Below are 16,974 nucleotides of genomic sequence, written 5' to 3'. Positions count from 1 at the left end.
GGGGGGGGGGGGGGGGTGTCCACCCCCCCCCCCCCCGGGGGGGGGGGGGGGGGGGGGGGGGGGGGGGGGGGGGGGGGGGGGGGGCCGCGGGCGGGGGGGGGGGGGGCCCCCCCCCCCCCCCCCCCCCCACGGCCGTTCCCGCGTGCGCGGCTCAGCCCAGCTGGTCCGCGTCGATGACGTCCTCGCCGGCCGGGACCTCGGCCTGCACCGGCTTGTCGATGCCCGTGAAGGAGACCTCGGCCGGCTCCTTGCCGGTGACGCCCGCCTTGAGCAGGTACGGCTTGCCCTCGGTGGCCACCAGCAGGGTCTCGGTGCCCTCCGTGGTCTTCGTGGTCAGGGTGAGGGCCTTCTGGCCGTCGACCGAGGTGACCTTGCCCTTCTCGGCGCCCTTGCTGTCGTCGAACTCCTTGAGCAGCTCGTCCAGGTCACACAGGGAGGCGAGCTCCTTGGAGTCGGCGTCCGAGGCCTTCGACTTCAGCCAGTGGCCCGCCAGCAGCTTGACCGCCTCGTCCGCCTCCGCCTTGGGCAGGTCCTTCATCTGCGAGCGGTAGAACGGCTCGTCCGCCTTGATGAACACGAACTCGGAGTTGCGGATCAGCTCGAAGGAGCCCTCCTGGCCGGCGATCGTGCCCCGGCAGTCGCCGGTCTTGCTGACGGCCATGTTCAGCTCCAGCGGCTTGCCCTCGTCCCAGACCTTGCCGCTGACGGTGAGCGAGGCGGCGCCGCGCAGGGCGTCCACGGACTTGTCCGCCACCTCGGAGCCGGACAGGTCGGCGAACGGGCCGGAGGCGAAGCAGCCGGTGAGGCCGAGGGCGGCGGCGCAGGCGAGGGCGGCGGTGGCGGTGAAGCGGTGAACGGTGCGCATGGGGACTCTCTAGGGCAGCTGGAAGGCGGGGTAAAGGAAGATTAAAGGAGAAGCGGAAGATTGTATTCCGCTTCAGGCGGATCGCGGCGGTCCGGTGGGTGATGACGTACCGATCAGAGCAGATTCTCGTGAACCGAGTCAACACGCTTCACAGAAATTCTTGAGTTCACGCTGTGAATCGGTCTCTCGGGTGTGAGCGGGTATGCTCCCCGGCATGCCCGAGGAGAACGCCGCAGCAGAGGTCACCGCAGCAGAGGTCACCGCAGCAGAGGTCACCGCGGCCGAGGTCACCGCGGCCGAGGTCGCCCGTCTGGCCGGAGTCGGCCGTGCGGCCGTGAGCAATTGGCGGCGCCGCCACGCCGACTTCCCCAAGCCCGTCGGCGGCACCGAGACCAGCCCCTCCTTCTCCCTGAACGAGGTGGAGCACTGGCTGCGCGCCCAGGGCAAGCTCGCCGAGGTCCCGCTGCGCGAACGCGTCTGGCAGCAGATCACCGCCCACCCCGGCGGGGCCGTCACCGCACTCGTCAAGGCGGGCGGCGCCCTGCTCGTCGTACGGGACCGGCCCGCCGACTGGCTGGAGCTGACCGCCGTCTCCGACGCGCGCATGTCCACCCTGCTGCGGCCCGTCCTCGACCAGGTGCTCGGCGCGCGCCTCGGACCCGGCCACGCGCTCGCCGAGATCCCGCTGAGCCCGGCCACCATGCCGCTGCTGCGGGCCGCCGCCGAACTCGCCGCCGAACTCGGGGCCCGCCAGGCCTTCGAGTTCCTCCTCGGGCGCCACCTCGACGCCAACCCCCGCCAGTACACGCTCACCCCGGACGGCCTCGCCGGGCTCATGGCCGCCCTCGCCGGGCCCTCCTCCCGCACCGTCCTCGACCCCGCCTGCGGCACCGGCACCCTGCTGCGGGCCGTCCCCGGCGCCACCGCCCTGTACGCGCAGGACTCCGCGCCCGAACTCGCCGCCCTCGCCGCCCTGCGCCTCGCCCTGAACGGAACGCCCCAGGTCCGCGCGGCCGCCGCCGACAGCCTGCGGGCCGACGCCTTCGCCCAGGACACCGTCGACGCCGTGCTATGCCACCCGCCGTTCAACGAACGCGCCTGGGGTCACGAGGAACTGGCCTACGACCCGCGCTGGGAGTACGGCTTCCCGGCCCGCACCGAATCCGAACTCGCCTGGGTCCAGCACGCCCTGGCCCACCTGCGCGAGGGCGGCACCGCCGTACTGCTCATGCCGCCCGCCGTCGCCGCCCGCCGCTCCGGCCGCCGCATCCGCGCCGACCTGCTGCGCCGCGGCGCGCTGCGGGCCGTCGTCGCGCTCCCGGCCGGCGCCGCGCCCCCGTACGGGATCCCCCTGCACCTGTGGGTGCTGCGCCGCCCCGCCCCGCACGTGGTGCCCCCGGCCGGGCTGCTGCTCATCGACACCGCGGCCCTCGCCGCCGACACCCCACTCCGTTCAGCCTGGCCCGCCGTGCACCGCGCGGTCGAGGACGCCTGGAGCGCGTACGACCGCACCGGCTCGGTCGCGGAGACGCCGGGCGTCAGCCGCGTCGTCCCCGTCATCGAACTGCTGGACGACGACGTGGACCTCACCCCCGCCCGCCACCTGCCCCCGCCGGCCGCCGGTGGCGGTCCGGCAGAGCTGACCGCCGTACGGGAGCGCCTCGGCGAGACCCTCGGCCGGGCCGCCCGGCTCACCCCGCCGCCCGCGGCGGCGCCCGCCGGGGGCACCGCCCGGCCGCCGATGACCACCGTCGGCGAACTCGCCCGCGCCGGAGCCCTGGAACTGCACACCGGCACCGGCGGCGGAAGCGGCTCGGCCCCCGTCCTCACCGAACAGGACGTCTACACCGGAAGCGGCCCTTCCGGCACCCTGGTGCCCACCGCCGACGAGCCCGTGCTCACCGCCCCCGGCGACGTACTCGTCCCCCTCGTCGGCGGCGCGGCCATCGCCCGGGTCGTCGACGAGGCCGCCGCGGGCGCGGTACCGGGCCGCGGCCTGGCCCTGCTGCGCCCCGACCCGGACGCCCTCGACCCGTGGTTCCTGGCCGGATTCCTGCGCGGCACCGCCAACACCCGCCGCGCCAGCAGCCACGCCTCCACCGCCACCCGGCTCGACGTACGCCGGCTCCAGCTGCCCCGGCTGCCCCTGACGCAGCAGCAGAGCTACGGGCTCCGCTTCCGCGCGCTCGCCGAGTTCGAGGACGCGCTACGGCTGGCGGGGCGGCTCGGCGAACAACTCGTACAGGGTTTCCACGACGGCCTCTCCGACGGCACGGTCACGCCGGAGTGAACGGCCGTGCAGCGACCGTGCAACGGTTGCGCGCATCCCCTCACCCCTGGCCGGGAACGCTGTATACCCTCAGACCCGAAACTTCTTCCGCACGGCCCGTCAGGAGCAGCGATGCACGGCCCCGGCCTTCCGCCGCAGCACGGCCCCCAGTCCGATTCGGGGGGTGTGATGGCATTGCGCGTGGTGTTCGTACTGCTGCCCATCCTCAGCTGCGGCTTCCTCGCCTGGGGGTCGTTGCTGCGGCTCGCCCTGGTCACCCGCAAGTCCCGTGACTGGGCGCTGATGGTGGCCAGCGGTGTGCTCGCCGTCGTGTGGATGACGCTCATCCAGATCGACCCCACGCCCGACGTCAACGGCTGGCAGGGCAACCTGGGGGCCGGCGGCTCGATCTTCACCGGTTTCGCGATCTGCGTGTACTTCCTCGTCGCCGACATCAAGCACCACGAGGCCCGGCGGACGGCCCTGACCGCGCAGTGGTACCCGGCGCAGTCCGCCCCGTACGTCCACCCGCAGCCGTCCGGACCCGCCTACGGGTACCCGCCCGCCACGGCCACCACCCGGCCCTCCACCCCGACGCCGACCCCCACGCCGGCTCCGGCGCCTCCGCAGGTGCCGCCGCAGCCGACGCCGCCCCCGCGCATCGGGCAGGTCCGCGCCGAGCTCGACGAGCTCAGCGAGCTGCTGCGCAAGCAGACCCCGCCGGCCGGGGGCCCCCGCCACGATTCCCACCAGACCCCGTTCCAGGACCCGCAGCAGTGACCGACCGGCTCATCGGTGACCGCTACCAGCTCGCGACCATCCTCGGCCAGGGCGGCATGGGCCAGGTCTGGACCGCCTACGACCGGCGTCTGGACCGCCGCGTCGCCGTCAAACTGCTGCGCCCCGACAAGGTCGCGGGCCCCGGCACGGTCGCCGAAGAACTGCGCCGCCGCTTCGTGCGCGAGTGCCGGGTCACCGCGCAGGTCGACCACCCCGGCCTGGTCACCGTCCACGACGCGGGCAGCGACGGCGACGAACTCTTCCTCGTCATGGGCTACGTGGAGGGCGCCGACCTCGCCGACCACCTCGCCGAGCACGACCCCTACCCCTGGCAGTGGGCGGTCGCCGTCGTCGCGCAGCTGTGCTCGGTCCTGTCGGCCGTGCACGCGGTGCCGATCGTGCACCGGGACCTGAAGCCGCGCAACGTGATGGTCCGCCCGGACGGCACCGTGCTCGTCCTGGACCTCGGCGTGGCCTCGGTGATGGACACCGACACCACCCGCCTCACCAGCACCGGCTCGCCCATCGGCAGCCCCGCGTACATGGCGCCCGAGCAGGCCATGGGCGGCGCCGTGGGCCCGTACACCGACCTGTACGCCCTCGGCGTGCTGCTGTACGAACTCCTCAGCGGCAACGTCCCCTTCGCCGGGTCCACAGCCCTCGGAGTCCTGCACCGCCACCTGTACGAGCCCCCGCTCCCGGTCCGCCAGATGCGCCCGGAGATCCCGCCGGAGCTGGAGAAGCTCCTGCTCCACCTCCTCGCCAAGGACCCGCAGGACCGGCCCTCCTCCGCCCAGGAGGTCTACGAGGCCCTGGCCCCGCTGCTTCCCGCGCGCGGCAGCCGCACCCCGTCCGGCCCGCTCGACCCGACCCGGCCCTTCCTGCGCCCGCAGGCACCCTGGCCGGACCGGGCCACCGTCGTCCCTCCGCGGCCGAGCACCCCGCCCGCGCCGCCCAGGGCCGACGTCCCCGGCGCCGTGGACGAGGCCCGCAAGCTCCTGGACGAGGGCCGGCTCACCCAGGCCGTGGACATCCTCGGCGGCATCCTCCCGGCGGCGGCCGCCGAGCACGGGGAGCACTCCCCGGTGGTCCGCTCCCTGCGCAAGCAGTACGCCGCCACGCTCATGGACGACGGCCAGTACCGGCGCGCCCTGCCGGAACTGCGCCGCCTCGCCGACGAGTTCCCGGCCGGGGACCCCCAGTCGCTGCGCTTCCGCTACGACTCGGCCCAGTGCCTGGAGCAACTGGGCGAACCGGCCGCCGCCCTGGCGGAGTACCGCTCGCTGCTGCCGTTCTTCGAGAACCACTACGCCAATCCGGACCCGGGTCTGCCGCTGGAGGTCCGCCGCCGGATAGCCCACCTGCTGCTCTCCCTCGGCGACCGCCAGGCGGCCCACGACACCCTGGCCCGGCTGCTGTTCGACGCGGAACGGCTGCACGGCCCGGCCCACCCCTTCCCGGCCGAGATCCGCCGCACCCTGCACTGGCTCAGCCAGGTCCGCTGACGGAGCGGGCGGCGCGGCGGGTCCGGCCCCGCAGGGCCGCGGCCAGCAGGATGCCCAGCGCGCCCGCCGCGACGCCCAGCCCCGGGACCAGACCCGGCGGGCGGAACGCGCAGCTCACCCGGGTGGTGCCGGGGGAGAGCGGGATCGCCACCAGGCCCAGATGACTGGAGGCCGGACGGCCGTTGCAGGTCCAGCCGGCGATCGCGGGGGCCGAGAGGACCGCCGTGCCGGTCGTGCCCGGCGGGAGCGTGGCGTGGACCTCGGAGGAGCCGACCCGGACCGAGGTCGCCGCCGTGGCCCGCAGGCCGGCCACCGCGGCGTCGAGCCGCGTCCGGTCCAGGCAGGACAGGGCCCACCGCGGGGGCGGGGCCGCGTCGAAGACCAGAACCGAGGATTCCCCGCGGGAGGGGCCCATCGGCTGGAGGGCGGCCCGGTTGCGGGGGGCGTTGCCGTTCAGCCGGAAGGCGGGGCCGTCCGCGAGGCGGGCCGTCGCGTTGTACTCCGGGGCCCACAGGTAGGCCTCCGTGCCCGCGCGGCAGACCCCGGGCGCGAGCGGGTCCTCGTACACCCGGGCGCCCAGCAGCGCTTCCTGGTTGGCGAAGGGGGAGTCGCCGGCGTAGGAGACGGCGGCGCCGGGCGGGCGGGTCGTCACCAGCGGGGGCACCTGGGCGCGGCGGACCGTGCCGTCGGGCTGCAGGCGTGCGCCGACCGCGAAGACGGCGTCCGTCACCGGGTTGTCGACGCTCTGGACGTTGCGTCCGCGCGAGGTCCAGCCCGCCCCGAGCACGACCATCGTGCGGGTGAACACGTCCGGGGTGTGGCTGCTGTAGTACGAGCCGCCCTCGCCGCCGAGCAGCAGCGGGTCGTTGCCCGTCAGGGCGGGCCGGCTCGGGTCGGTGCGGTACGCGGGCCAGCCCTCGGCACCGGCCAGGGCCCCGGCGCGCGCGGTGTGCGCCGGCCCCCAGGACGGGTAGTCGTCCAGGCCGCCCAGCTTGCCCTTGTGGCCGTAGGCGGTGGTCGCGGCGGCCTGTGCCAGCAGGACCAGCGCGAGCAGTCCGGCCGCCGGCCGCGCGAGGCGGCGGTGGCGCAGCGCCCACCAGGCCGCACCCGCCAGCGCCAGCCCGCCGGCGAAGAGCGCGTAGCCCGCCGCCGTCACCAGGGGGCTGTTGCGCGCCCACAGCACGGCGGCCGCCAGTACGCCCGCACCCGCGGCCAGCGCCGGCGGCCGCGGCAGGCCCGCGGCCAGCCCGGTCCAGGCGGCGATCACGGCGATCCCGGCCAGCACGAAGGTCTGCCGGTACGGGCTCCCGTTCGGGGTGGCGAACAGGTGCCAGGCCAGATGGGCCGGCGGCCACTGGAGGGACAGGGCCACGGCCACGGTCAGCCCCGCCCACCACAGCCGGGTACGCGGGGGGACCGCCCGGTGGAAGGGCAGCGCGGCCACCAGCAGCAGGGTCCCGGTGCCCACGAAGACGGCGGGGGAGGAGAAGGAGTAGGTCCCCGGCAGCAGCCGGGCGAACAGGTCCGCCCAGGTCACCGGCAGGAACTCCTTGACCCACCCCGGGTAGGCCCGCCCGGAGCTGAGGAAGAGGGGCAGGAGCACGGGTGCCGCGAGCGCGATCCCGAGCACGGTCGTCCCGGCGCCCCGCGCGATCACCGACAGCCGGGTCCGGACGCCCTCCCGGGTGAGCACCACCCGTACCAGCAGCACCAGCGCCGCACCCAGCGTCGCCATGTAGGCGGTGTAGAAGTTCGCCGTCCAGCAGACCGCGACGACCAGCGGCGCGAGCAGGATCCGGCGCCCGCGCAGGGCCCATTCACCGGTCAGGCACAGCAGGGGGAAGGCGATCAGCCCGTCCAGCCACATCGGGTTGTACGAGGCCTCGATCACCGACCAGCCGCACAGCGCGTACGAGGCCCCGAGCAGCCCGGCCGCCCACCAGGGCCCGCGGCGCTGGGTGCGCAGCAGCCAGGCCATCGCCGCCGCCGCGGCCGCCATCTTGAGCACGGTGACGACGTACACGGCGAGGTCGATGTCCGCGCGCGGGAAGAGCCCGACGAGGACGGCGAAGGGGCTGGTCAGATAGGTGCCCAGGTCCGGCAGGAAGCTCATGCCGTAGCCGGAGCGCCAGTTGAACAGCAGTCCGCCCTCCGCGCGGCCGTGCAGGAGGTCCCACAGCTGCGCGTGGAAGGGGACGAACTGATTGCCGAGGTCGTTGATGCTGCGGTGGCGCGATCCGTAGGGGAACACCCGGGCGGCGGCGTCCCCGGCGCACACGGCGACCGCCGTGAGCAGGGCGGCGAGCGCCGATCCGAGCAGACTCCGGCGGCGTGGTGAGGGACGCGGCGAACGGTGCGTTGTCGACATGGTGGGCCGACCTTGGCAGGGCCGGGTGACCGAGGGGTGGCCTCAGGGTTGCCGGTGGCCGATCCGGCCGCCGCCCCGGGCGCGGGGTCCCCAGAACGGGTGACGGGTGGCGCGCCGGACACGCCGGCGCCCGCCGGCTCGCTTATGAACGGTGCGTGTTCGGTCCGCGCGTGAATCGTTGGTCGAACCGGTGGTCCGGATCACCGTGACCTCATAACATCGATCACCGCACGGCCCTTTGTGCACCGAAGCACAATCTCCCGGCCCTGGAGGCTCCTTTGCACCGTCGCACAGCGCTCTCCGTCTCCGCCGCCCTGCTCGTGGCGGCGCCCCTGCTGTCCGCCTGCTCGGGCGAGCCGCGTCCCGGCACCGCGGCCGTCGTGGGCGGCGAACGGATCACCACCTCCGCGCTCCAGGCCCAGGTCAGCGACGTCCGCGCGGCGCAGAACCGTTCCGGGCAGGCCGCCGCCGAACTCATCGCGAGCACCCCCCACCTGGAGCGGCAGAAGCTCGACGCGCTCCTCCAGAGCCGGATCATCGACAAGATGGCCGACACCGCCGGGATCACGGCCACCCAGAAGGACATCGAGGACGAACGCAAGGCGTACGTCGACGAGAACGGCGGCACCGAGCAGTTCGAGGCACTGCTCCTGCAGAAGGGGGCCATGGCCCCCGGCCAGATCGACCGCTTCCTCCGCGACCGGGTGCTCCTCACCGCGCTCACCGCCAAGTACGGAGCCGGGAAGCTGGAGGAGCCCGCCCGCGCCGCCGTCGAGGCACTGCACATCGAGGTGAACCCGCGCTACGGCGCCTGGGACGCCAAGGAGATCAAGCTCGGCACCGGGGAGACGCCCTGGATCACCCAGCGGACGCGGCCCGAGGCGGCCCCGGCCGGGGCCTGACGCTCCGGGGTCCCCCCGGACCGTGGGCCGGCGCGCCGGAGGTAGGTTCGGAGGGTGACCGACCACTCCGAACCCACCGCCACCGCCAACGCCGCCGCCGAGCCCACGGGCCGCATCGTCCTGCTGACCACCAGCCACCGGGTCGCCCCCGGCGTGCTGTCCTGGCCGGCGTGGCAGACCCTGCACGCCGCGGACCGGGTGCTGTGCGCCGACCCCGGCCACCCGCAGCTGCCGTACCTGCGGGAGGCGGGCATCGAGGTCGCGTTCGAGAGCCCGGACGCTCACGCGCTGGTCGAGGCCTGCGCGGGCGGCCGTACGGTCGTCGTGCTCCCGGGCGGCGAGGGCGACCAGCGGCTCACCGACGGACTGGCCCGGCTGGCCGGCTCGGGCCGGGTCTCCATGCCCGACCTGGAACTGCTGCCGGGCTCCTACGACCTGCCGGGCGCGCGCCTGCTCGACCTGGTCCAGGTGATGGACCGGGTCCGGCGCGAATGCCCGTGGACCTCCCGGCAGACCCACCGGGGCCTGGCCAAGTACGCGATCGAGGAGGCGTACGAGCTGGTCGAGGCCATCGAGGACGGGGACCGGGAGGAACTGCGCGAGGAGCTCGGCGACGTGCTGCTCCAGGTGGTCTTCCACGCCCGGATCTCCGAGGAGCACGAGGATCCCGACGAGGCCTTCTCCATCGACGACGTGGCCGGGGCGCTCGTCACAAAGCTGATCCACCGGCACCCGCACGTCTTCGGCGACGCGGAGGCCGAGACCCCGGAGGACGTCAACGCGCACTGGCAGCGCACCAAGGCGGTGGAGAAGCGGCGGGAGTCGGTCACCGACGGGATCCCGGTGAGCCAGCCCGGCCTGGCGCTCGCCGCCAAGCTCGCGGGCCGGGCCCGGGCGGGCGGCGTGGCCGTGGAACTGCCCCGCGGCGAGGGCATCGGGTACGAGCTGCTGGAGCTCGCGGCACGCGCCGAGGCGGCGGGGACCGACCCCGAGACCGCGCTGCGCGCGGCGGCCCGCGCCTACCGGGACGCGATCCGGGCGGCCGAGGGCCTGGCGGAGCCGGGCGAGTAGGCGACCAGCGGGTGTCTTGCCGATCAGGCCGGGCTCGGCAGGACACCCCTAGGTCGCCCGCAGGCACTCCTTACTCCTTCACTGCTCCTTCAGTACGTCCTCGGCGCGCGGGCCGAGGGGTCGAGCCAGTGGGGCGCCGGGGGTTCCAGGAACCACTCGCCGAATCCCAGCGGGCGCTCCCCGTACCCGTGGCCGCGGGCCGGGACGGCGTCGTGGAAGAGGCGGCCGGGGCGGGCGCCCAGCTCCTGGAGGAGATGGGCGGTCTCGTCGATGAACTGCGGCGGACCGCTGAGGTAGACGTCCTGGTCCGGCCACAGCCCCCGGTTGCCCAGCGCGGTCGCCAGCCGGCCGGTGGCCTGGTTGCGGTGCTGCCCGGGCGCGGGCGTGATGTAGGTGACGGCGAGCCAGCCGCAGCGGGCGGCGTACGCGTCGATGAGCGGGCGGTCGTAGAGGTGCGCGCCGTCCCGGGCCACCACGAAGAGCCGTACGTCCTGATCGTGAGGATGCTCCGCGAGGTCCTCCAGCAGGGCCCGGATGGGCGCCCACCCGGTGCCGGCGGCGATCAGGCTGACCGGGCGGTCCTCGCGGCGGAAGGTCAGCTGCCCGCCGGCGGCGCCGAGCCGCAGTACGTCGCCCGGCCGGGTCTCGCGGACCAGGGCGGTGCTCAGCCGCCCCCGGTCGACCCGGCTGACGTGCAGGTCGACGGTGCCGTCGGGGCGGGGGGCGTTGCCGATGGAGTAGGTGCGCCAGGTCGTCGGGACCCGTTCGCTGCTCACGCTCGTGTACTGGCCGGGGAGATAGGGGAAGGGAGCGTGCGGCCGCAGCGTCAGGACGCCTATGTCCGGTCCGTACTGGAGGTGGCGCACGACCTCCGCGTCCCACCACGGCGGGCCCTCGCTCGCGTCGGCGCCGGCCGTCATCGCGTCGGCCATCACCTGGTAGGCCTCGGCCCAGGCCTTCTCGACGGGTGGGGTCCAGGCCTCGCCGGAGGTCTCCGCGAGTGCGGCGAGCAGGCTGGCGCCGACGGCCGCGTAGTGCTCGGGGCGGACCAGGAACTTGCGGTGGTCGCGTCCCAGGTCGCGCAGGTAGGGGCCGAGGGTCTCGTCGCCGAGGTGGGCGATCACGTGGGTGAGCGCGGCGAAGAGCCGGTCCCGCTGGCGTTCCATGTCGTGGAGGGAGTCCGGGAAGAGGGCGCGGACTCCGGGGTTGTGCCAGAAGAGGTGGGTGTAGAAGAACTTGACGGCGTGCTCGGCTCGTCTCTCCACCACCGCGAAACTGCTTTTCAAGATCCTGACATCCACAAAACCGAAAGTAGGAATGCCGGCGAAGTTCAGGTCAAGGGATGGACGATCTACGGACAGCCGCGACGAACCAGTCATATCGGATGGGGGTTCGGCGCCGGGATACGGTCATCAGGTGCACGATCAGACCTCCGGAATCCCCGCCGAAACCCCCGCGGACACTCCCGCCGACACCCCTGCCGCCGAGGGCCCCACCCTCTTCGACTGGGAGTTCGCGACCGACCCCTACCCGGCCTACGCCTGGCTGCGCGAGCACTCCCCGGTGCACCGCACCAAGCTGCCCAGCGGGGTCGAGGCATGGCTCGTCACCCGGTACGCCGACGCCCGCCAGGCCCTCGCCGACCAGCGGCTGAGCAAGAATCCGGCGCACCACGCGGAGCCCGCGCACGCCAAGGGCAAGACCGGGATCCCGGGGGAGCGCAAGGCGGAGCTGATGACGCACCTGCTCAACATCGACCCACCGGACCACACCCGGCTGCGGCGGCTGGTGTCGAAGGCCTTCACCCCGCGCAGGGTCGCCGAGTTCGCCCCCCGGGTGCAGGCGCTCACCGACCACCTGATCGACGGGTTCGCGGGGAAAGGTGAGGCTGATCTCATTCACGAGTTCGCCTTCCCGCTCCCCATCTACGCCATCTGCGAGATGCTCGGGGTACCGCGCGAGGACCAGGACGACTTCCGTGACTGGGCCGGCATGATGATCCGCCACGGTGGCGGTCCGCGCGGCGGGGTCGCCCGGTCGGTCAAGCAGATGCGGACCTACCTCGGTGAACTCATTCACCGCAAAAGGGATGATCTGGGCGACGATCTGATCTCCGACCTGATCCGGGCGAGCGATCACGGCGACCATCTGACGGAGGGCGAGGCCACCGCCATGGCCTTCATCCTGCTTTTCGCCGGTTTCGAGACCACCGTGAACCTCATCGGCAACGGGGTCCACTCCCTCTTCATGAACCCCGGGCAGCGCGAGCGCCTCCAGCTCTCCCTCGCCGCCGGGGAGAGCGGACTGCTGGCCACCGGGGTCGAGGAACTGCTGCGCTACGACGGCCCGGTGGAGCTGGCGACCTGGCGGTTCGCCACCGAGCCGCTGACCCTCGGCGGCATGCGGATCGAGGCCGGCGATCCGGTCCTGGTCGTCCTCGCGGCCGCCGACCGGGATCCGGAGCGCTTCGCGGACCCGGACACCCTCGACCTCTCCCGGACCGACAACCAGCACCTCGGGTACGGGCACGGCATCCACTACTGCGTGGGTGCGCCGCTCGCCCGGCTCGAAGGACAGACCGCGCTCGCGACTTTGCTGACGCGTCTGCCTGATCTGGAACTTGCTGTTCCATCCCAAGACCTGCGCTGGCGCGGGGGGTTGATCATGCGAGGGCTACGTACTCTTCCCGTCCGATTCGCGGCTCAAAACACTTGCGCGGATCCTGATTAAAAGTCAGATCCCGCTTGAACTTGTGACAATCGTTCGAACCCCGCTAGGTTCTGCCGTTACCCCGCTGTTATATGCGAAAGGTGATCCCTCATGCTCTCCGGGAACGGCCGTCACAGACGCCCCCGCCAGGTCCCCGCGCTGGTTGTCACAGCCGGAGTCACTGGCTCTGCGCTGGCCATGCCGCTGTTGGCCGCCACCAGCGCCACCGCCGCCGACACGTCCACGTGGGACAAGGTCGCCGAGTGCGAGAGCGGCGGCTCGTGGAGCGCGAACTTCGGCAGTGGCGCCTACGGCGGACTCCAGTTCACCCAGGAGGAGTGGCAGGGCGCCGGCGGGCTCGACTTCGCCGAGCGCCCCGACCTGGCGAGCCGATCCCAGCAGATCGCCGTGGCCGAGCGGGTGCTGGGCTCGACGGGACCGCAGGCGTGGCCGCTGTGCGCGGCCTCGGCCGGTCTGGTCCGGGAGAGCCCCGCCGCGAAGGTGGACCCCGGTCTGCCCGGTGGTCAGGGCCCGCTCGCCCCCGCGCCGTCCCGCCCGGACGACGCCGTTCCGTCCACCAAGGGCGGCAAGCCGTCCACGGACTACGGGTCGCCGACCCCGGCCCCGGCTCCGAGCCCGTCCAGCACTCCGTTCCTGATTCCCGACGCGCCGTCCATCGGACTGCCCGTCATGCCCGCGCCGGACATCCCGACGACTCCTCCGGTCGACCCGACGGCTCCGGTCCTGCCTGGCGGTCCGACCGGCACGCCGACCCCCGTCGACCCGACGGCGCCGACGCTGCCGGTGGACCCGACCACGCCCACCACCTCGCCCGTCACGCCGGGACTGCCCCCGGTCGACCCGAAGGCCCCCGCGGCCCCGGAGGTCCCGCAGACCACCGGCACCACTCCTGTCCAGGGCAATGGCAAGCACCGCGGTGCGCCGGAGGCCGTGCCGACGGCCCCGTCTGATGCCGCGTCGGACCCCACCTACACGGTCCAGGCGGGCGACAGCCTGGCGACCATCGCGGTTGCCAAGGGCGTAAAGGGGGGCTGGAACGGTCTCTACCAGGCCAATGAGAAGGTCATCGGTGAGGACGCCGACCTCATCAAGCCCGGTCAGAACCTGGATCTAACCGCGCAATAAGGACAGTTCAGTTACCCGGAAAGAGTCGAATGTCGGATTTCTGTAAGTGAGACATGTGTCTCTTCCGGTCAACTGGCGTGTCCCGCCTCGGGGCTTCCGCAAACCCCGCCCTCACCTGCGCAAACGCCCCTGCGGGGAGCGCAAGTAGGGGCCGTTTCTCCCCGATGTTCCTCGTTGAACATCGGGGAGAGACCTGTCTACCTTCTGAATCGCTCGCCACCGCGAGCTCCTTCGACCGCATCGCCGAATCCTGCCGGCGGACGGGGGGAACAGTCGTCGCGTCAAGCGCCGAAGGCAGGAGCGGGGGAACCAAGGTAGGTGCCGGGAGCGGCCGTTGAGAGACGGTCACGCCACCGGCTTGGGGTTAAGACGTGCGCTAGGTCGCACGGCCGGGCAACTCACTCGCCCGAACCCGACAGCTCACCTCGTAGGCGTCGGTGAGGAGAAACTCCATGCTGCTTTCCGGCAAGGGCAAGCACCGTCGCGGTACTGCAATCGAGCGGTCTGTCCGGATCGTCACGCTCGCCGGTGTCGCCGGTGTGGCCGTGGCCGCCCCCCTGATGGCCGCGGGCACCGCCAGCGCCGCCACCGCGTCCGAGTGGGACAAGGTCGCGCAGTGCGAGTCCGGTGGCAACTGGGCCATCAACACGGGCAACGGCTACTACGGCGGTCTGCAGTTCTCGCCCTCCACGTGGGCCGGGTTCGGTGGCAAGTCGTACGCCCCGCAGGCCAACCAGGCCTCCAAGTCGCAGCAGATAGCGGTCGCGGAGAAGGTCCTCAAGAGCCAGGGCAAGGGCGCCTGGCCGTCCTGTGGCAAGGGCCTGTCGAACTCCTCCTTCACCGGTGGCGGCTCCGAGGCCCCGGCGTCGAAGCCGCAGTCCAAGCCGCAGCCGAAGCCGAAGGCCGAGAAGCCGAAGACCGAGACCAAGGCCGCGCCGAAGGAGACCAAGCGCCCCGAGGCTCCGACCACCCGCTCCGAGCGTGCCGAGGCTCCGGCCGCGCCGAAGACCGGCAACGGCTCGTACGAGGTCAAGCCGGGCGACACCCTGGGCACCATCGCCGAGGCCAACGGCGTCAAGGGCGGCTGGCAGAAGCTCTTCGAGCTGAACAAGGACATCGTCTCGGACGCCGACCTGATCTTCCCGGGTCAGAAGCTGAAGCTCAGCTGAACATTGCGGCAAAAGCCGCAGAAACTTGTACGCGGCGTCAGCTGACCCCGTGCAGGATTCCCACCGCCCGGCGCGTGCCCCACGCGCCGGGCGGTGCTGCGTGCGGCCCCCGAAGGCCGATGATCAAGCGACCTATGTCCCGGAAGAGGGGTATTCGGTCCCTTTTTCGTCCCAGGGTCCGGGCGGTCGGGCGGCCCAGTGCCCGGATCCGGTTAGGCTCTAGGCGGCAAGGCCATCCCACGGCCTGACACGCCACCGCACACTCAGCGTCACATCCCAGAAGGAGATGCTCGTGCCGTCCATCGACGTCGTCGTAGCCCGGGAAATCCTGGACTCCCGAGGCAACCCCACGGTCGAGGTCGAGGTGGGCCTCGACGATGGCAGCACCGGCCGTGCTGCAGTTCCGTCCGGCGCCTCCACCGGTGCATTCGAGGCCATCGAGCTCCGTGACGGTGACCCCAACCGTTACTTCGGCAAGGGTGTCGAGAAGGCCGTCCTCGCCGTCATCGAGCAGATCGGCCCGGAGCTCGTCGGCTACGACGCCACCGAGCAGCGCCTGATCGACCAGGCCATGTTCGACCTGGACGCCACCGACAACAAGGGCTCGCTCGGCGCCAACGCCATCCTCGGCGTGTCCCTGGCCGTCGCGCACGCCGCGTCCGAGGCCTCGGACCTTCCGCTCTTCCGCTACCTCGGCGGTCCGAACGCGCACCTGCTGCCCGTTCCGATGATGAACATCCTCAACGGTGGGTCGCACGCCGACTCCAACGTGGACATCCAGGAGTTCATGATCGCCCCCATCGGCGCGGAGTCCTTCTCCGAGGCGCTGCGTTGGGGTGCCGAGGTCTACCACACCCTCAAGAAGGTCCTGCACACCAAGGGCCTCTCCACCGGCCTGGGCGACGAGGGCGGCTTCGCCCCGAACCTGGAGTCCAACCGCGCCGCGCTCGACCTCATCATCGAGGCCATCAAGCAGGCCGGCTACACCCCGGGCACGGACATCGCGCTCGCGCTCGACGTCGCCGCGTCCGAGTTCTACAAGGACGGCCAGTACGAGTTCGAGGGCAAGTCCCGCTCGGCCGCCGAGATGACCGACTACTACGCCGAGCTCGTCGAGGCGTACCCGCTCGTCTCCATCGAGGACCCGCTGTTCGAGGACGACTGGGACGGCTGGAAGACCATCACCGACCGCCTCGGCGCGAAGGTCCAGATCGTCGGTGACGACCTGTTCGTCACCAACCCGGAGCGTCTGGCCCGCGGTATCGAGGAGGGCTCCGCGAACGCCCTGCTCGTGAAGGTGAACCAGATCGGTTCGCTGACCGAGACCCTGGACGCCGTCGAGATGGCCCAGCGCAACGGCTTCAAGTGCATGATGTCCCACCGCTCCGGTGAGACCGAGGACGTCACCATCGCCGACCTCGCCGTCGCCGTGAACTGCGGTCAGATCAAGACCGGCGCCCCGGCCCGCTCGGACCGTGTCGCCAAGTACAACCAGCTGCTGCGCATCGAGGAGATCCTCGACGACGCCGCGGTGTACGCGGGCCGCAGCGCCTTCCCGCGCTTCAAGGGCTAATCACCCCCCTGAGGGGCTGGCCTCCGTACGTCCCCGCACTCGGTCCCGTACCGTGTGCGGGGACGTATTGCGTAGTGCGTACCTAGGGGAGGCGGACCAATGGCCGGGAACCGGGATCGGTTCTCCACCTTCTCCACCGCGACCAGGCTCAAGCAGCTCGGAGAGCGGACCGCCGCCCACGTCTACCGGTCGCAGTCGCGGCGCCAGGTCCGCCGCAGCCGGCTCACCGGCCGCGCCGCGCTCCTGGTGCTCGTCCTCTGTACGCTGGTCGTCGCCCTCGCGTATCCGATGCGCCAGTACGTCTCCCAGCGCTCGGAGATCGCGAAGCAGCAGCGGGCCGCCGCGGCCGCGCGGGACCGCCTGGAGCGGCTCCGCGACGAGAAGGCCCGCTGGCAGGACGACGCCTACGCGGAGCAGCAGGCGCGCAAGCACCTGCACTTCCTGCGCCCGGGGGAGATCGGCTACATCATGAGCGACCCCGGGGCCCAGCCCCCGCAGCCGCACGGGACCGGCCACGCCGGCTCCGACCGCCCCTGGTACTCCAACGTCTGGGACGGCGTCGACAAGGCCGACCGCCCCGGCGAGTGATCCGTACCGCCGTACCGCAGCACCCATCC

13 protein-coding genes and 1 riboswitch are annotated in these 16,974 nt (G+C 72.7%); of the genes, 10 read left to right on the top strand and 3 right to left on the bottom strand.

The features are described from left to right. Positions 1 to 151: 151 nt before the first annotated feature. Entirely contained in the window at positions 152 to 865 is a 714-nt protein-coding gene (locus ACFY04_RS38595; protein ID WP_389124726.1) for a hypothetical protein, read from the bottom strand. A gap of 214 nt (positions 866 to 1,079) precedes the next feature. Here ACFY04_RS38595 and ACFY04_RS38590 point away from each other — a divergent pair, with 214 nt between their 5' ends. The 3 genes from ACFY04_RS38590 to ACFY04_RS38580 all read left to right on the top strand — a co-directional run bounded on the left by ACFY04_RS38590 (position 1,080) and on the right by ACFY04_RS38580 (position 5,419). Further along, complete coding sequence (locus tag ACFY04_RS38590) at positions 1,080 to 3,155, top strand: N-6 DNA methylase (RefSeq protein WP_389124724.1); 2,076 nt, start codon at positions 1,080 to 1,082, stop codon at positions 3,153 to 3,155. Between the two features lie 168 nt (positions 3,156 to 3,323). Further along, positions 3,324 to 3,914: a hypothetical protein gene (locus ACFY04_RS38585; protein ID WP_389124722.1), complete on the top strand. Its 591-nt coding sequence runs from the start codon at positions 3,324 to 3,326 to the stop codon at positions 3,912 to 3,914. Beyond that, positions 3,911 to 5,419, top strand: a complete 1,509-nt coding sequence (locus tag ACFY04_RS38580) for a protein kinase (RefSeq protein ID WP_389124720.1) — start codon at positions 3,911 to 3,913, stop codon at positions 5,417 to 5,419. The genes ACFY04_RS38585 and ACFY04_RS38580 overlap by 4 nt, the downstream gene beginning before the upstream one ends. Here the strand turns inward: ACFY04_RS38580 and ACFY04_RS38575 are convergent. Then, positions 5,403 to 7,787 (bottom strand): YfhO family protein, encoded by a 2,385-nt coding sequence (locus ACFY04_RS38575; RefSeq protein WP_389124717.1) that lies wholly within the window; start codon positions 7,785 to 7,787, stop codon positions 5,403 to 5,405. The genes ACFY04_RS38580 and ACFY04_RS38575 overlap by 17 nt on opposite strands. A gap of 278 nt (positions 7,788 to 8,065) precedes the next feature. Here ACFY04_RS38575 and ACFY04_RS38570 point away from each other — a divergent pair, with 278 nt between their 5' ends. Next, on the top strand, positions 8,066 to 8,689 hold the full coding sequence (locus ACFY04_RS38570) for a SurA N-terminal domain-containing protein (protein WP_389124715.1): 624 nt from the start codon (positions 8,066 to 8,068) through the stop codon (positions 8,687 to 8,689). 54 nt (positions 8,690 to 8,743) lie between these two features. After that, on the top strand, positions 8,744 to 9,760 hold the full coding sequence (locus tag ACFY04_RS38565) for a nucleoside triphosphate pyrophosphohydrolase (RefSeq protein WP_389124713.1): 1,017 nt from the start codon (positions 8,744 to 8,746) through the stop codon (positions 9,758 to 9,760). An 89-nt stretch (positions 9,761 to 9,849) separates the two neighbouring features. On the opposite strand, the gene ACFY04_RS38560 is transcribed toward ACFY04_RS38565, so the two are convergent. Beyond that, entirely contained in the window at positions 9,850 to 11,046 is a 1,197-nt protein-coding gene (locus ACFY04_RS38560) for a globin domain-containing protein (protein WP_389124711.1), read from the bottom strand. 130 nt (positions 11,047 to 11,176) lie between these two features. Here ACFY04_RS38560 and ACFY04_RS38555 point away from each other — a divergent pair, with 130 nt between their 5' ends. From ACFY04_RS38555 to ACFY04_RS38535, 5 genes are all read left to right on the top strand, one after another. Continuing rightward, positions 11,177 to 12,490: a cytochrome P450 gene (locus tag ACFY04_RS38555; protein ID WP_389124709.1), complete on the top strand. Its 1,314-nt coding sequence runs from the start codon at positions 11,177 to 11,179 to the stop codon at positions 12,488 to 12,490. Positions 12,491 to 12,667: 177 nt separating this feature from the next. Further along, on the top strand, positions 12,668 to 13,615 hold the full coding sequence (locus ACFY04_RS38550; RefSeq protein WP_389124706.1) for a transglycosylase family protein: 948 nt from the start codon (positions 12,668 to 12,670) through the stop codon (positions 13,613 to 13,615). A gap of 276 nt (positions 13,616 to 13,891) precedes the next feature. Next, a riboswitch (cyclic di-AMP (ydaO/yuaA leader) is annotated at positions 13,892 to 14,064 on the top strand. A gap of 3 nt (positions 14,065 to 14,067) precedes the next feature. Continuing rightward, positions 14,068 to 14,784 carry a transglycosylase family protein gene (locus ACFY04_RS38545; protein ID WP_389124704.1) on the top strand — a complete coding sequence of 239 codons (717 nt, stop codon included), beginning with the start codon at positions 14,068 to 14,070 and terminating at the stop codon, positions 14,782 to 14,784. A gap of 292 nt (positions 14,785 to 15,076) precedes the next feature. Next, a complete protein-coding gene (gene eno / locus ACFY04_RS38540; RefSeq protein WP_301370507.1) occupies positions 15,077 to 16,357 on the top strand; it encodes a phosphopyruvate hydratase in 1,281 nt (426 codons plus the stop codon). Positions 16,358 to 16,456: 99 nt separating this feature from the next. After that, entirely contained in the window at positions 16,457 to 16,945 is a 489-nt protein-coding gene (locus ACFY04_RS38535; RefSeq protein WP_150257718.1) for a septum formation initiator family protein, read from the top strand. Positions 16,946 to 16,974: the final 29 nt, after the last annotated feature.

Source organism: Streptomyces sp. NPDC001549 (assembly GCF_042894025.1).
Taxonomy (GTDB): domain Bacteria; phylum Actinomycetota; class Actinomycetes; order Streptomycetales; family Streptomycetaceae; genus Streptomyces; species Streptomyces kutzneri.
Note: the sequence above shows the minus strand (reverse complement) of the source record. Positions and strands in the feature narration are given on the sequence as shown.

What these genes read in the sequence shown, in the direction of transcription:
- ACFY04_RS38595 (WP_389124726.1), bottom strand. Translation starts at nt 865, where the DNA reads ATGCGCACCGTTCACCGCTTCACCGCCACCGCCGCCCTCGCCTGCGCC.
- ACFY04_RS38575 (WP_389124717.1), bottom strand. Translation starts at nt 7,787, where the DNA reads ATGTCGACAACGCACCGTTCGCCGCGTCCCTCACCACGCCGCCGGAGT.
- ACFY04_RS38535 (WP_150257718.1), top strand. Translation starts at nt 16,457, where the DNA reads ATGGCCGGGAACCGGGATCGGTTCTCCACCTTCTCCACCGCGACCAGG.
- ACFY04_RS38545 (WP_389124704.1), top strand. Translation starts at nt 14,068, where the DNA reads ATGCTGCTTTCCGGCAAGGGCAAGCACCGTCGCGGTACTGCAATCGAG.
- ACFY04_RS38590 (WP_389124724.1), top strand. Translation starts at nt 1,080, where the DNA reads ATGCCCGAGGAGAACGCCGCAGCAGAGGTCACCGCAGCAGAGGTCACC.
- ACFY04_RS38585 (WP_389124722.1), top strand. Translation starts at nt 3,324, where the DNA reads ATGGCATTGCGCGTGGTGTTCGTACTGCTGCCCATCCTCAGCTGCGGC.
- ACFY04_RS38550 (WP_389124706.1), top strand. Translation starts at nt 12,668, where the DNA reads ATGCCGCTGTTGGCCGCCACCAGCGCCACCGCCGCCGACACGTCCACG.